Origin of the sequence: Pseudomonas sp. IT-P12, assembly GCF_949767465.1 — a bacterium.
Taxonomy (GTDB): Bacteria; Pseudomonadota; Gammaproteobacteria; order Pseudomonadales; family Pseudomonadaceae; genus Aquipseudomonas.
Window position 1 is genome coordinate 828,316 of sequence record NZ_CATKPY010000011.1, and the last position, 12,313, is coordinate 840,628.

Genomic DNA, 12,313 nt, shown 5'->3' on the forward strand with positions numbered 1-12,313 from the left:
CGTCGCGTATTGCGTCCCTTGCTGGACCCGTACCGGCGCTACCGTCATGCCAAATTGATCCACGCGGTGCGCGTGTCGCTGGGGTTGCTGGCGACCATCCTGCTGACCACCGGCATCAACCTGCCCCACGGCGAGTGGGCGTCGGTGACGATGCTGGTGGTGATCGGCGGTTTGCAACATCACGGCAACATCGGCAAGAAAGCCGCCGAGCGCGCCATCGGCACCTTGCTCGGCGCTTCGATCGGTCTGCTGCTGGTGGTGCAACAGGCCTGGCTCGGCCTGCCGTGGCTGACCTATTTCGCGATGGCCGTGATCTGCGGGTTCTTCTCCTACCACGCCATCGGCAAAGGCGGATACACCGCACTGCTGGCCGGCATCACTGTCTTCATCGTCGCCGGGCACGGTGACAACCCGGTCTCGGACGGGTTGTGGCGCGGTGTGGACATCCTGATCGGGATTGGGCTGGCGTTGGCTTTCTCCTTCGCCCTGCCCCTGTATGCGGTTTATTCCTGGCGTTACAACCTGGCCGATGCGCTGCGTGATTGCGCGGCCATTTACGGGCGGATCATCAGTGGCCAACCGGTCACCGACGACGAGCACGTGAAGCTGATCAATCGCCTGAACGTGGTGATGGTGCAATTGCGCTCCCTGATGCCCTCGGTGTCCAAGGAAGTGAAGATCTCCATGACCGAACTCGACGCGATCCAGCGTCATTTGCGCATGTGCGTGAGCACCCTGGAGATCCTTGCCAACACCCGACCCGATGCCAACGATCCCGACGCCATGGCTCACCTGCAATCGGCCTTGAAAGCCGAGCACCGGTTGATCCGCGTGCAACTGGTGGGCATGGCGCGGGCGCTGAAGTCCGGGGCGTTCCAGCGCCTGACCCGGTCCATTGAGCCGCCCGTGGAATCGAGCCTGGATGAACCGGTCTATCACCCGCTCGACGGCTATCGATTATTGATCCGCCAGTTGGCCAATAACATCGGCGAGATGCGCCAGCGCCTGGCCAAGACTGCGCCGCGCTGGAGCATTTGATCAGGGTGCGACGGTGCGCCGGAACTTCAGGCTCCAACCTTGCTGCATGCCGGCGGCGGCCAGCAGAATCGCCGCGACCCCCACCCATTGCAGCACCTCCAGGCGATGGCCGAAGGCAAACCAGTCGACGAAAATCGCCGCAATCGGGTAGATGAACGACAACGCGCCGGTCAGCGCAGTCGGCAATTTCTGAATCGCGCCGTACAGCAACACATACATCACACCGGTGTGAACGATGCCCAGGGTCACCAGGCTGGCCCAGGCACCCGGCGCTTGCGGCAACGTTGAAAAATGCGCAAAGGGTGCGAGCAGCAACACGCCGGTGCTGACCTGGATCAGCGCGATCAGGTGCGGCGGCGTGCCGGTCAGCCGTTTGATGATCAGCGCCGCAATCGCATACAGGAACGCCGCGCCCAGCGCCAGCAAGATGCCCAGCAGATAGTCATTGCCGGCTTCGCCCTGCTCGCCGTGGGCACTGACGATCGCCAGCATCCCGAGAAACGAAATGCCCAGCCAGAACAGTTTCTGCAGGGTGATTTTTTCGTTGAGAAACAGCGCCGCCAAGCCGACCAGCATGAACGGCTGGACGTTGTACACCGCCGTGCCGATGGCAATCGAGGCGCGCGAGTAGGAGGCGAACAACAGCACCCAGTTACCGACAATCGCCACGCCGCTGAGCACTGCCAGCAGGAAGGTGGTGCGGGTCAGAATACCCGGGCGCAGGAAACCGAACGCCGCGCAGATCAGCAACAACGTGCCGGCGCCGAACACGCAGCGCCAGAACACCACATCGAGCACCGGTTGACCGGACACCAGCACGAACCAGCCGATGGTCCCGGAAATCAGCATGGCGGCGGTCATTTCAAATGATCCGCGACGTAGGGTTTTGTCCATCATCAGACTCCTGTGTTTGAGCGCAAATTATGGCAATCCCTGCCGGGGCTTCTCCAGCGCAAAAAGCAGGCTAAAATCGGCATCTGCCTTTTTTATCAAGGCAGTTTCGCCAAATTGCCTAACGGGGATTCCGCCATGACCGACGATATCGACCAAGTACTGATTACCGCGCTGATGGAGGACTCACGACGCTCGCTCAAGGCCCTGGCGAACCTCAGTGGCCTTTCTTCACCCAGCGTCGCCGAGCGTTTGCGCCGCCTCGAAGAGCGTGGCGTGCTCAAGGGCTACACCGTCGAAATCGATCCCAAGTGCTTTGGCTATCAACTCCAGGCCATTGTGCGGATCCGCCCGCTGCCGGGGCAGTTGCATGAAGTGGAGCGGCAGATCCAGGCGATTCCCGAGTTCACCGAATGCGACAAGGTCACCGGCGATGACTGCTTCATCGCCCGCCTGCATGTGCGCTCGATGGAACAGCTGGACACCCTGCTCGACCGCCTCAACAGCCACGCCGAAACCAACACCGCCATCGTCAAGAAAACCCCGGTCAAACGTCGCCTGCCCCCCATGGCCTGAGCCCTTGCACAAATCCCGGGCAATAAAAAACCCGCCGAAGCGGGTTTTTCATTGAAGGCTGAGATCAGTCGTCGCGGCCCATGATGCCGAAGATCTGCAACAGGCTGATGAACAGGTTGTAGATCGATACATACAGGCTGATGGTCGCCATGATGTAGTTACGTTCGCCGCCGTGAATGATGGCGCTGGTCTGGAACAGGATGCAGGCCGAGGAGAACAGCACGAAACCTGCGCTGATCGCCAGTTGCAGGCCGCTGATCTGGAAGAAGAAGCCCGCCACCACCGCAGCCAGCAACACGAAGAAGCCTGCTGTGATGAAGCCACTGAGGAAACTCATGTCCTTGCGGCTGATCAGCACGTAGGCCGACAGGCCACCGAACACCAGCGCCGTCATCGCGAACGCCGAACTGACGACTTCAGCACCGCCCTGCATGCCCAGGTAACGGTTGAGGATCGGGCCGAGAATGAAACCCATGAAACCGGTCAGGGCAAACGCCGACACCAGGCCCCACGCGGAATCACGGAGTTTGTTGGTCAGGAAGAAAAGGCCGTAGAAACCGATCAGCACCACGAAAATGTTCGGGTAGCCGACACGCATCTGCTGGGCGACAAACGCCATCACGCCGCTGAAAGCGAGGGTCAGCGCCAGTAGGCCGTACGTGTTGCGCAGGACGCGGCTAACCTCTAGCTGCTCAGCCTGCACGCTGTTATTCACTGCGTAATCCTGTTCGCGCATGGCGACACTCCTGTTGGTTTGAAACGTTCAGTCGCAAAGATCATAACAGACGCTCTGTAACAAGCTATGGGGAGAGTTTGACAGTGTGTTTCATTCAGGTATTATGGCGCCCGCAACGCAAACGGAGGTGTGGCCGAGTGGTTTAAGGCAACGGTCTTGAAAACCGTCGACTGTAACAGGTCCATGAGTTCGAATCCCATCGCCTCCGCCATCTTTATACGACAAAGCCCTGATTACTCAGGGCTTTGTCGTTTCTGGGGTTTGGAGTGTGTCGACCCGCTCAATGCATGGCATTCCACTCGTGCCGTTCTGGGTTGCTCTGCTAGGGTGGCGACCATTCAGGCGCAAGGAAGCAAAGAAAATGGAAGTGCGGAACTCGCTAGTGATGGCCCTTCTGGCATCGATAACCCATCAGGCCGTGGCAGCCGAAAACAACAACCCTTTCGAGGCCGCGTTGATGATCACCACCATCGTACCGTCGGTGATCGTATCGGGTGCCACGGCGCTCACCTCGGAAATTCCAGATAAACTCAAGTCCGCCAAAAGCGATGCCCTGGCATTCATCGGCTCAGAGGGCGAGATCCGTGGAGCGGAGTTCGAGCAGGCCTCCCGGTACTACCGCGCGACCTATCGCCCGCCCCTGATGTCAGATCATCAACTGGCCCTGGCGATCGCCACTTCGCGCTGAGCCTTCGGGCCTTTACTCTGCCACGGCAGCTTGCCGCTCGGGACGTCAACGACTTCGAGCGCCGCGAAACTCGCTGGGTGTTACGCCCACTTCGCGACGAAACACCTGGGAGAAATGACTGGGACTCGAATAGCCGACCTCCAACCCGACTTCGATGACGCTGCGGCCGGTTTCGAGCAACAGTTGCCGTGCGCGCGCCATGCGCAGGCGGATGAAATACTGGGACGGCGACAGCCCCGTCGCGCGCTTGAACATACGGCTGAAATGGTACTCGCTGAGTTCGGCAAGCCCTGCCAGCCTGGCCAGGCTGAACTCATCGCCCAGCTCCGCGCTCATTGCATCGATGACCTTGCGCAGCTTGTACGCCTGTAACGCGTTGACCCGGCGCCCTGCTTGAATGTCCGCCAGATAGGTGCGCACGAGATGCACGGCCAGCGCCTGTGCCAGCGAGCGGGCGAAAAGGCTGCTGGGTGAGCGTTCTTCAACCCATTCCACGCGCAACTGCTCCATGACAAACGCGACTCGCTCATCCCGAGCACCTGAGACATCGCGCAAATGCACTGCCCCGGCGTGATGCCCCAGCAGTTCCCTCGACGCCTGCTCGATCAGTGGCAAGCCCAGGTAAAGGTGCATGACGTCGAAGGTCTCGCCCCCCTGAGTCTGCCAGCGCATTTCATAGGGCTCATCGGTACTGGTCAGGAAGAAGTCGCCTGCCCTGACATCTGCCGCTTCCCATTCCCCACCCAGGGCGCGCTCCTCGACTTTCGCCGCCCCTGCCAGGACCAGTACGAGCAGCGGCTCCACCACTGCAGGTACCAGGATCGGATCAATGACGCTGCGATGGGTAAACAGCTGAATCACGATGTCCTTGAGTTCCGGATGCGGCGGCACAGCCTGCGGCTCGCCTGGCAGGTACTCACCCATCGACTCAGCGGTGATGCGCAAGCCTGCACAGGAGGTCGAAACTCGCTCCAAAGGCTTGAACCTGTTACTTGCCATGAACGTATCCTTTTCCGTATTCGGTTGTGCAAAGCCAGACAGGACTCCTTCTACAGGCGCCTGAGTGACGCTTGCGCAAGGTGGCTGGATGGATGATATCGGGCTTTTCTCGTCGTTGAACGAAGCGTCAAACACTCCTCCTGCCACATGCAACGCAAAACTCCGACAGTTCAGGCAAGCCTCCGAAAGCCACCTCTCCCGTGTTGCGAGACAGTCAACCTGTCGCCGGCAACAGCGCCTTGCGGGCGCCGGCCGGCCTATCCCTGACGGGATCCCAACACTGGAGAACATCATGACCGATATCAAGAACAGCACGCCAAACGAAGTCGCCGGTAAAGTCGCCCTGGTCACAGGCGCAGCCAGTGGCATTGGCAGGGCGATCGCGCTTTTGCTGCACGCCCGCGGAGCCAAGGTCGTTGCCGAAGATCTGAACCCTGCGGTCGAGGAACTGGCTCGCCCGGGCCTGGTGCCACTGGTCGCCGACATCACCCAGGACGGTGCCGCCGAGCGTGCGGTCGCGTTGGCCGTGGAGCAGTTCGGTCGACTGGACATCCTGGTCAATAACGCCGGCATCATCATTAACAAGCTGGTCATCGACATGACCCGCGAGGACTGGGAGCGCATACAAGCGGTCAATGCCACGGCGGCTTTCCTGCACAGCCGGGAAGCGGTCAAGGCGATGATGCCGAACAAATCCGGTTCGATAGTCAACATCGCGTCCTACGCATCCTACTTCGCCTTTCCTACCATCGCGGCCTACACCGCCTCCAAGGGTGCGCTTGCCCAACTGACGCGCACCCTGGCGCTCGAAGTCATCGCCCATGGCATTCGTGTCAATGCCGTCGGCGTGGGGGATGTGGTCACCAACATCCTCAATGACGTGGTCGATGATGGCCCTGCATTTCTGGCCAAACACGGCGAAGCCGCGCCTATCGGCCGCGCAGCGCAACCACAGGAAATCGCCGAAGTGGTCGCCTTCATCGCCTCGGATCGGGCCAGTTTTTTGGTGGGTTCAGTCGTCATGGCCGACGGCGGCATGACCGTCACGGCGGGCTGAGCAGCACAGGCGGATCTGCCCGCTATGAACGGATGGGCAACTACATCCAGTACTGGGGCGACAGCGGCTTCACCGCCGATGGGCACTTTCATGACGAGGTGCTCTGTCACGCCGGCATGATTCCGAATGCCGACCGGCGTGACAAGCTCACTGAAGCATTCGCGCCTTAATCAAAGGCACCGTTGAGCACTTCGTAAATGAGGCCGGTAGCAACTGCGACCAAGATCAAATCGCGAGATATGCCAAGTTTCTTATTCCTACATACTCTAGGGAAACCCCAGAACTCAGAATGAAATCAATCTGCTCCGACGCCTAAGACTTTATCTCTGTATTTCGTACTGCAAAAAAATCATTTGCGACCGAACTTCCACCTTTTGCATATCTTAACTCTCAACTTCTAAGGTATGCCCCCCCGTGGAAAAATCAGTCTGAATATCGGCGACAACCATATCAATATCGTCAATAGTCATAATTTGATTCTGATTAGGTGCATCCCAAAATCTCATGGATTTTTTGTACAACACAAAACCCATTTTATCGTTGCCAGGAAAGAACATCTCGCCTTGAGCGGTAACTGTTCTATCTCCAACTTTTACTTTGATATGACCTCGAGAAACTTCAAGAATCACAGCTCACCCCTAATATAAATGACTTTCTGAGCCATTGTTACAGGATCAATAGTAATAATTTTATCTACGTTAGGATTTTTCATCAACGCAGGCAGCTCTGCTGTTTCCCAAACATTTCCGGGACGCAAACTCTGCCCGATTACTGCACGCACCGTCCCAGAAACCCCATTTGCATACTGAGCAGAGATTTCTTGCCATGCTTTCACAACAACAGGATTTGTAGCGTCCCATTTAGGCATTTGTATACCACGTTGGGCCATCAATGCTTCGAGGGTTGTTCCACCTTGTTGCGTAGCAATCTGCTGGGCTATTGGAGGTGTGCTGGTGATCGGTCATCGCATCGTGACCGCCGCGCAGCATCAACTGATCGGCCAGACCCAGCGGATTGTCCCAATCCAGCGTGGTGTTCCACTGCTGCTCGCCAGTGCTGCGCTGGCCGCCATTGTTACGCGATAACCCAATACGCCAAGGCTTCTGCGGGCTGTTTTTAACCAGAATTTCGCTGCCCCCCACCTGCTCGCCGGGCGCCAGTTCCATCTGCGCCTGATTCGATGGCAAGCGATTGAGTTGGTCGACCATCTGCTCGATCTCGCGCAGGTTGACCAGCTCACCCGCCTTGCCGGGAAAGGCCATCGCCAGCTCGCGATCCGACAGCTGGCTGCCATCCGCGCCTTTCAACCCTTCGAGCCGGCCCTCGACCACCAGCACCTGTAGCCGCCCATCCGACAGATCCTGCTGCGGCAGGTAAGCGCGACTGGTGACCAGACCTTTTTCGATGTAGTGGTCGGTGATGACCTTGAGCAATTCATTGAGCTGGGGGACGCCCAGGCATCGGTCCATGTAGGGCGCCAGCAGGCGGCTTTTCTCGCGATCCGAAAGGCTGTCGGCGCCCTTCAGCTCGATGTCCTTGATGGGGAAACAGCGTGTTTCGGTCGGCGCCGTCGGAATTTCGGATTTCGCTGGCGTGCCCGGTAAATCCTTGAGTTCTTCCAGACGCCGGCGTTGTTCTTCGAGCAGCCGATCCTGGCGTTCACGGATCAAGTCGGTTTCACCGGGCGTGGGAGCAGCGTTGACATCCAGCGCAACAAAGCACAGAAACGCCAGGCCCCATCTCACCGATAAGGCGGGTGAGCGCATGTTCGATCCCTCGAGAACCAAAGTGATAGCAGAATAGTGGCGCGATATTATTTAGCCATTATTCTGACGTCAATTAGATGAGTGCCCTACAGGCAAGCCCTGCCGGCTCCTTTCTCGAATAAACAAGACTCAAATGCTTGAAATAGAGGCCTCCGTGGGTCGAGGCGTTTTCGGGAGCCAAAAAGAACGCGTCAATCTGACGCAACCTACTCACAACTTTCAGCGGCGACCCAAACGTCGCGGCTACCCGCCATTAAGTGCAAGCACCGCCCAGTAACAGCCCCCAACCTCCCCCACACAAAACCCGCCCCCTGCGCCCCACCCTGTGGCATTCGGTAACGAATCGCTCCCCTTCAGTGCGCTCGACTCCTGAAAAAACACATTCCCACAACAAAAAACCATCAATCGAGCGCCAAAACACATAGTTGGCACGATTTTAGGTTAATTATAAATACAGGATTGTTGAACAATCATGCTCACTTCAACTGCGTTGAGAAACCGAGGATACGAACATGCAAAAAGGTCTGATGGGCAAAAAAACCAGCTTCGCATTGGCGATCGCCCTGTCTTGCGTGGCGCCGCTGCTGTCGGCGGCAGAGAGCAAGGGCACGCTCAAGCCCGGAGAGCTGTCGATCGGTTCCGACCTGACCTATCCGCCCTACACCTATCTGGAGCAAAAGCAGCCCAGCGGCTTTGATCCCGAGTTCATGCAGTTGATGGGCAAGCAATTGGGGCTGGAGCCGCGCTTCCTCGATACCCGCTTTGCCAACCTGATCCTGGGCGTCAATGCCCAGCGCTTCGACGTGGTCGCCTCGGCGCTGTATGTCACCCCGGAGCGCGCCAAGCAGGTGGATTTCATCAGTTACCTGAAGACCGGCTCCTCGCTGATGGTGCTCAGCGCCAGCGACTTCCGCCCGCAGCGCCCGGAAGACCTTTGCGGCAAGCGCGTGGGCTCGATCAAGGGCGCTTCCTGGGTGCCCAAGCTCAACAAGGTTTCCGCCGAGTATTGCGTTGCCTCCGGCAAGCCGGCGATCCAGTCCCGCGAGTTCCCGACTTCCCCCGAGGCAGCTCAAGCGCTGTTGGCCAAGGCCGTGGATGTGCAGATGGAAGACCCCGCCGTCGCCAAGATCACCGTGGAGAAACTGCAGGGCAAAACCGTGATCAGCTCCAGCGAGTTGATCTACCCGGTGGTCATCGGACTGGCGGTGCGCAAGGGCAATCAGGCGCTGCTGGATGAACTGAACTCGGCGCTTGCGCAGATCAAACAGGACGGCAGCTATGGCGAACTGCTGGCCCGCTACAACCTGGACGAGCCCAATGCCGGGGAAATCAATGCGGCGCTGGGCACCACCACCCCCTGAATACCGGCGCCGAGCGCATCCAGTAGCGGATTTACCGATTCTTTCCGGCGTGCGGAAAAATCACAGCAACGCGGAGTAAGTACATGCAATTCGATTGGTATTACACCCTGGGCCTGTTGTGGAACGGCGATTTCTGGCGAGCCGTGGCAACCGTGGTCGAACTGAGCCTGGAAACCTGGCTGCTGGGCATCGTCCTGGGCTTTTTCCTGGCCCTGGCGCGACAGTCGCAGCGGCGTTTGCTGCGGGATGCGGCCGGCCTCTATATCTGGTTTTTCCGTAGCCTGCCGCTGCTGGTGCTGCTGATCTTCGTCTACAACCTGCCCCAGGTGTTTCCGTCGACCAGTGCGCTGCTGTCCAATCCCTATTCGGCCGGCCTGATTGCCCTGGTGCTCAGTGAAGCGGCGTACATCGCCGAGATTCATCGCGGCGGCCTGCTGGCGGTGGCCAAGGGTCAACTGGAAGCGGGCAAGGCCCTGGGCATCCGCTATCGCGGCGTGCAGCGGTTGATCGTGGTGCCCCAGGCGCTGCGGGTGGCCCTGCCGACGCTGGCCAACGAGTACATCACCATCGTCAAACTGACCTCGCTGGTCTCGGTGATCTCGCTGTCGGAAATCCTCCTGGTCGGCCAGCAGCTCTACACCCAGAACTTCCTGGTCATGGAGACCATGTTCGCGGTGGCCTTCTATTATGTGTTTATCGTCACCGTGTTCAGCCGCCTGTTGCGCCTGCTGGAAAACCACCTGGACGTGACGCGGCGCCAACCGAAGCGCGTCGCCCCGGTCGAACTCGGACAGGTAGCGACCCGTCGTGCCGCCGGCCAATCCGAGCCGGGCGAGTTTGCCCTGCAGGCGCGGGGCGTGCGCAAGGCCTACGGCCAGCTGGAAGTGCTCAAGGGTGTGGAGCTGAATGTCCGTTGGGGCGAAGTCGTGTCGATTATCGGCCCGTCGGGCTCGGGCAAAACCACGCTGATCCGCACCATGAATGGCCTGGAAAGCCTGGATCACGGCGAAATCACCCTGCAAGGCCAACCGTTCCTGCGCGGCACGAAATCGCCAGAGGGTGCGTTGGGCAACAAGGTGCATATGCAGGGCATCGTGCACGTCGGGATGGTCTTCCAGGGCTTCAATCTGTTCCCGCACAAGACCGCCCTGGAAAACGTCATGCTCGCCCCGGTCTATCACGCCCATGGCGATGGCGAAGAGCTGCGCCTGTTGAGCCTGGCCCTGCTGCGCAAGGTCGGCATGCTTGAACATGCCGGCAAATACCCGCACCAGCTTTCCGGCGGCCAACAGCAGCGCGTTGCGATTGCCCGGGCGCTGGCAATGCGCCCTTCGGTGATGCTCTTCGACGAGCCGACCTCGGCCCTGGACCCGGAACTGGTCGGCGACGTACTGGCGGTGATCGAGGAGCTGGCCCGCGAAGGCATGACCATGGTGATCGTCACCCACGAAATGAACTTCGCCTTCAAGCTCTCCGATCGGGTGGTGTTCATGGAAGGCGGCGAGATTATCCAGAACGCCGCGCCGCGTGAAATGCTGGAGCAGCGCAGCGAGCGCATGACCAAGTTCCTCAAAGACGTACAACTGGCGTGAGCCGAGGGGACAAAACGGTGAGTCAACCCAAGGAAAAAAGCCTGTCGCTGTCGGATCAGGTCGCCATCGAGCTGCGTGAAGACATCATCAACGGCCGCCTCTTGCCAGGCACGCCGCTGGTGGAAAGCGATCTGGTCAATGCCTACAACGCCTCGCGCAATACCGTGCGCGAAGCGTTGCACCAACTGGGTCGGGAAGGCCTGACCAGCTACGTGCGCAACAAGGGCGTGATGGTGCGCCGCATGGGCATCGACGACGTGCGCGACATCTTCAAGGTCCGTCGCACCCTCGAATTGCAAGCCATCGTCGCGAGCAAGCCGCTGCGCGAATACCAGTCCGACCTGATGCTGGAAGCCATCGAGGCGGCGCAACTGGCCCAGGACCGCGAGAACTGGCAAGCCTTCGGCACCCACAGCCTGCGCTTTCACCAACATATCGTGGGCCTGATGCGCAGCCCGCTCTTCGATGAATTTTTCACCCATGTCGCGGCCCAGATGCGCCTGGTGTTTTCCAGTGCGCCCAGCGAGGAAGCCTTCCAGAAACCCTGGCTCGAACGTGACCGGCATATTCACGACCTGCTGGGCGAAGGCCGCAAGAAAGAAGCCGAGGAAGCCATGAGCAGCTACCTCAACGACTCCGAACTCGTGCTGCTGGACATTCTGAGCAGCATCCCAAAACACTGAAAGAGAGGACACCCCATGTACAAGGATTATCCAGCGGCCTACCAGGTCAGCAAGGGCGCGGCACTGCAAGTCGACAAAGCCTTCTATGATCGCGTGCGCGAATCCAGGGACAACCGCACCCTGGTCGAGCAGTTCGAAGTGCCGATCCGTACCGGTCGCGCCTGGAAGGTGCCGGCCGGCCATGTCTTTCGCGTCACCACCCCGGTCGGTCCGCAGGTTGGCGACTTCAACGTGTGGAGCGCCAACGACCCTCGCGAACGCATGTGGGCGGCCCGTACCCGCCAGCTGCAAGGCGCCCACGTCAGCACCTACGATCGCCTGTGGTCTAACCTGCCCTTCCTGCGGCCGATGGTCACCATCACCGATGACAGCCTGGCCCACTACGGCATCGACGAACACGGCGGCCGCCTGCATGACTTGCTCGGCACCCGCTGCGACCCTTATGTGAACAAGATGCTCACCGGCGAAGACTTTCACCACCACTGCCATTCGAACCTGACCCGCGCCGTATTGCCCCACGGCCTGACCGAGTTCGACGTGCATGACGTGCTGAATATCTTCCAGTGCACCGGCCTCAACCACGACGACATGTACTTCATGAAGGCGTGCCCGGCGAAACAGGGCGACTACCTGGAGTTCTTCGCCGAAATCGATCTGCTGTGCGCGCTCTCGACCTGCCCGGGTGGCGACCTCTCACTGCCGATGTGGGGCCCGGATGCCGAGGATCCGCTGAAGGTCTGCCGCCCACTGGGCGTGGAAATCTACCGCCTCGACGCGTCACTGCTCGAAGGCTGGAAACAACCCGAGCGCGCCGCCTACAACGGCAACCACGGCCTGCTGATTCCAAAAGCCGAGTGGGAAAAGTAACGACAGGTTAAATTGACACTCGGGGCGCCCACCGGCCCCGGGTATCTCGCAGCCTGGCT

Annotated in this window: 14 protein-coding genes, 1 tRNA gene and 1 pseudogene; 10 read left to right on the plus strand and 6 right to left on the minus strand. The window is 59.6% G+C overall.

All coding sequences use genetic code 11. The features are described 5' to 3' along the window. Positions 1-18 precede the first annotated feature (18 nt). On the plus strand, positions 19-1,038 hold the full coding sequence (locus ACM6IM_RS06825) for an FUSC family protein (protein ID WP_192308314.1): 1,020 nt from the start codon (positions 19-21) through the stop codon (positions 1,036-1,038). On the opposite strand, the gene ACM6IM_RS06830 is transcribed toward ACM6IM_RS06825, so the two are convergent. After that, positions 1,039-1,932 (minus strand): DMT family transporter, encoded by an 894-nt coding sequence (locus ACM6IM_RS06830; RefSeq protein ID WP_192308180.1) that lies wholly within the window; start codon positions 1,930-1,932, stop codon positions 1,039-1,041. It abuts the gene before it with no gap. Between the two features lie 135 nt (positions 1,933-2,067). Here ACM6IM_RS06830 and ACM6IM_RS06835 point away from each other — a divergent pair, with 135 nt between their 5' ends. Continuing rightward, positions 2,068-2,505 carry an Lrp/AsnC family transcriptional regulator gene (locus ACM6IM_RS06835; RefSeq protein WP_192308181.1) on the plus strand — a complete coding sequence of 146 codons (438 nt, stop codon included), beginning with the start codon at positions 2,068-2,070 and terminating at the stop codon, positions 2,503-2,505. A 64-nt stretch (positions 2,506-2,569) separates the two neighbouring features. Here ACM6IM_RS06835 and ACM6IM_RS06840 read toward each other — a convergent pair whose 3' ends face one another. Beyond that, positions 2,570-3,241, minus strand: a complete 672-nt coding sequence (locus ACM6IM_RS06840; protein WP_192308182.1) for a Bax inhibitor-1/YccA family protein — start codon at positions 3,239-3,241, stop codon at positions 2,570-2,572. 123 nt (positions 3,242-3,364) lie between these two features. Here ACM6IM_RS06840 and ACM6IM_RS06845 point away from each other — a divergent pair. Further along, positions 3,365-3,452: transfer RNA gene (locus tag ACM6IM_RS06845), tRNA-Ser, on the plus strand. A 150-nt stretch (positions 3,453-3,602) separates the two neighbouring features. Beyond that, positions 3,603-3,929, plus strand: coding sequence for a DUF2388 domain-containing protein (locus tag ACM6IM_RS06850; RefSeq protein ID WP_192308183.1), 327 nt, complete (start codon positions 3,603-3,605; stop codon positions 3,927-3,929). A gap of 45 nt (positions 3,930-3,974) precedes the next feature. Here ACM6IM_RS06850 and ACM6IM_RS06855 read toward each other — a convergent pair whose 3' ends face one another. Then, positions 3,975-4,928, minus strand: coding sequence for a helix-turn-helix domain-containing protein (locus ACM6IM_RS06855; protein ID WP_414864614.1), 954 nt, complete (start codon positions 4,926-4,928; stop codon positions 3,975-3,977). A 292-nt stretch (positions 4,929-5,220) separates the two neighbouring features. On the opposite strand from ACM6IM_RS06855, the gene ACM6IM_RS06860 reads away from it, so the two are divergent. Continuing rightward, the gene (locus ACM6IM_RS06860) at positions 5,221-5,985 is read left to right on the plus strand and encodes an SDR family NAD(P)-dependent oxidoreductase (protein WP_414864615.1); all 765 of its coding nucleotides are present in this window, start codon (positions 5,221-5,223) and stop codon (positions 5,983-5,985) included. Then, on the plus strand, positions 5,982-6,155 hold the full coding sequence (locus tag ACM6IM_RS06865; RefSeq protein ID WP_414864841.1) for an Atu4866 domain-containing protein: 174 nt from the start codon (positions 5,982-5,984) through the stop codon (positions 6,153-6,155). The genes ACM6IM_RS06860 and ACM6IM_RS06865 overlap by 4 nt, the downstream gene beginning before the upstream one ends. Before the next feature lie 213 nt (positions 6,156-6,368). Here ACM6IM_RS06865 and ACM6IM_RS06870 read toward each other — a convergent pair whose 3' ends face one another. From ACM6IM_RS06870 to ACM6IM_RS06880, 3 genes and pseudogenes are all read right to left on the minus strand, one after another. Continuing rightward, positions 6,369-6,614, minus strand: coding sequence for an Imm74 family immunity protein (locus ACM6IM_RS06870; protein WP_414864616.1), 246 nt, complete (start codon positions 6,612-6,614; stop codon positions 6,369-6,371). Continuing rightward, the gene (locus tag ACM6IM_RS06875) at positions 6,611-6,853 is read right to left on the minus strand and encodes a hypothetical protein (RefSeq protein WP_414864617.1); all 243 of its coding nucleotides are present in this window, start codon (positions 6,851-6,853) and stop codon (positions 6,611-6,613) included. Before ACM6IM_RS06875 ends, ACM6IM_RS06870 begins: the two co-directional genes overlap by 4 nt. 40 nt (positions 6,854-6,893) lie before the next feature. Next, positions 6,894-7,751 (minus strand): annotated as a pseudogene (locus tag ACM6IM_RS06880) (ShlB/FhaC/HecB family hemolysin secretion/activation protein); the annotation flags it as partial. Between the two features lie 512 nt (positions 7,752-8,263). Between ACM6IM_RS06880 and ACM6IM_RS06885 the strand changes: the two are divergent. From ACM6IM_RS06885 to ACM6IM_RS06900, 4 genes are all read left to right on the plus strand, one after another. Beyond that, a complete protein-coding gene (locus ACM6IM_RS06885) occupies positions 8,264-9,112 on the plus strand; it encodes an ABC transporter substrate-binding protein (RefSeq protein ID WP_414864618.1) in 849 nt (282 codons plus the stop codon). 83 nt (positions 9,113-9,195) lie between these two features. Next, positions 9,196-10,704, plus strand: a complete 1,509-nt coding sequence (locus ACM6IM_RS06890) for an amino acid ABC transporter permease/ATP-binding protein (protein ID WP_414864619.1) — start codon at positions 9,196-9,198, stop codon at positions 10,702-10,704. A 17-nt stretch (positions 10,705-10,721) separates the two neighbouring features. Beyond that, entirely contained in the window at positions 10,722-11,387 is a 666-nt protein-coding gene (locus tag ACM6IM_RS06895; RefSeq protein ID WP_201192097.1) for a GntR family transcriptional regulator, read from the plus strand. Positions 11,388-11,402: 15 nt separating this feature from the next. Next, positions 11,403-12,254 carry an urea carboxylase-associated family protein gene (locus tag ACM6IM_RS06900; RefSeq protein WP_192308190.1) on the plus strand — a complete coding sequence of 284 codons (852 nt, stop codon included), beginning with the start codon at positions 11,403-11,405 and terminating at the stop codon, positions 12,252-12,254. Positions 12,255-12,313: the final 59 nt, after the last annotated feature.

Coding starts and splice junctions, on each gene's coding strand:
- ACM6IM_RS06830 (WP_192308180.1), bottom strand. CDS start 1,932: ATGGACAAAACCCTACGTCGCGGATCATTTGAAATGACCGCCGCCATG.
- ACM6IM_RS06835 (WP_192308181.1), top strand. CDS start 2,068: ATGACCGACGATATCGACCAAGTACTGATTACCGCGCTGATGGAGGAC.
- ACM6IM_RS06840 (WP_192308182.1), bottom strand. CDS start 3,241: ATGCGCGAACAGGATTACGCAGTGAATAACAGCGTGCAGGCTGAGCAG.
- ACM6IM_RS06850 (WP_192308183.1), top strand. CDS start 3,603: ATGGAAGTGCGGAACTCGCTAGTGATGGCCCTTCTGGCATCGATAACC.
- ACM6IM_RS06855 (WP_414864614.1), bottom strand. CDS start 4,928: ATGGCAAGTAACAGGTTCAAGCCTTTGGAGCGAGTTTCGACCTCCTGT.
- ACM6IM_RS06860 (WP_414864615.1), top strand. CDS start 5,221: ATGACCGATATCAAGAACAGCACGCCAAACGAAGTCGCCGGTAAAGTC.
- ACM6IM_RS06875 (WP_414864617.1), bottom strand. CDS start 6,853: ATGCCTAAATGGGACGCTACAAATCCTGTTGTTGTGAAAGCATGGCAA.
- ACM6IM_RS06885 (WP_414864618.1), top strand. CDS start 8,264: ATGCAAAAAGGTCTGATGGGCAAAAAAACCAGCTTCGCATTGGCGATC.
- ACM6IM_RS06890 (WP_414864619.1), top strand. CDS start 9,196: ATGCAATTCGATTGGTATTACACCCTGGGCCTGTTGTGGAACGGCGAT.
- ACM6IM_RS06900 (WP_192308190.1), top strand. CDS start 11,403: ATGTACAAGGATTATCCAGCGGCCTACCAGGTCAGCAAGGGCGCGGCA.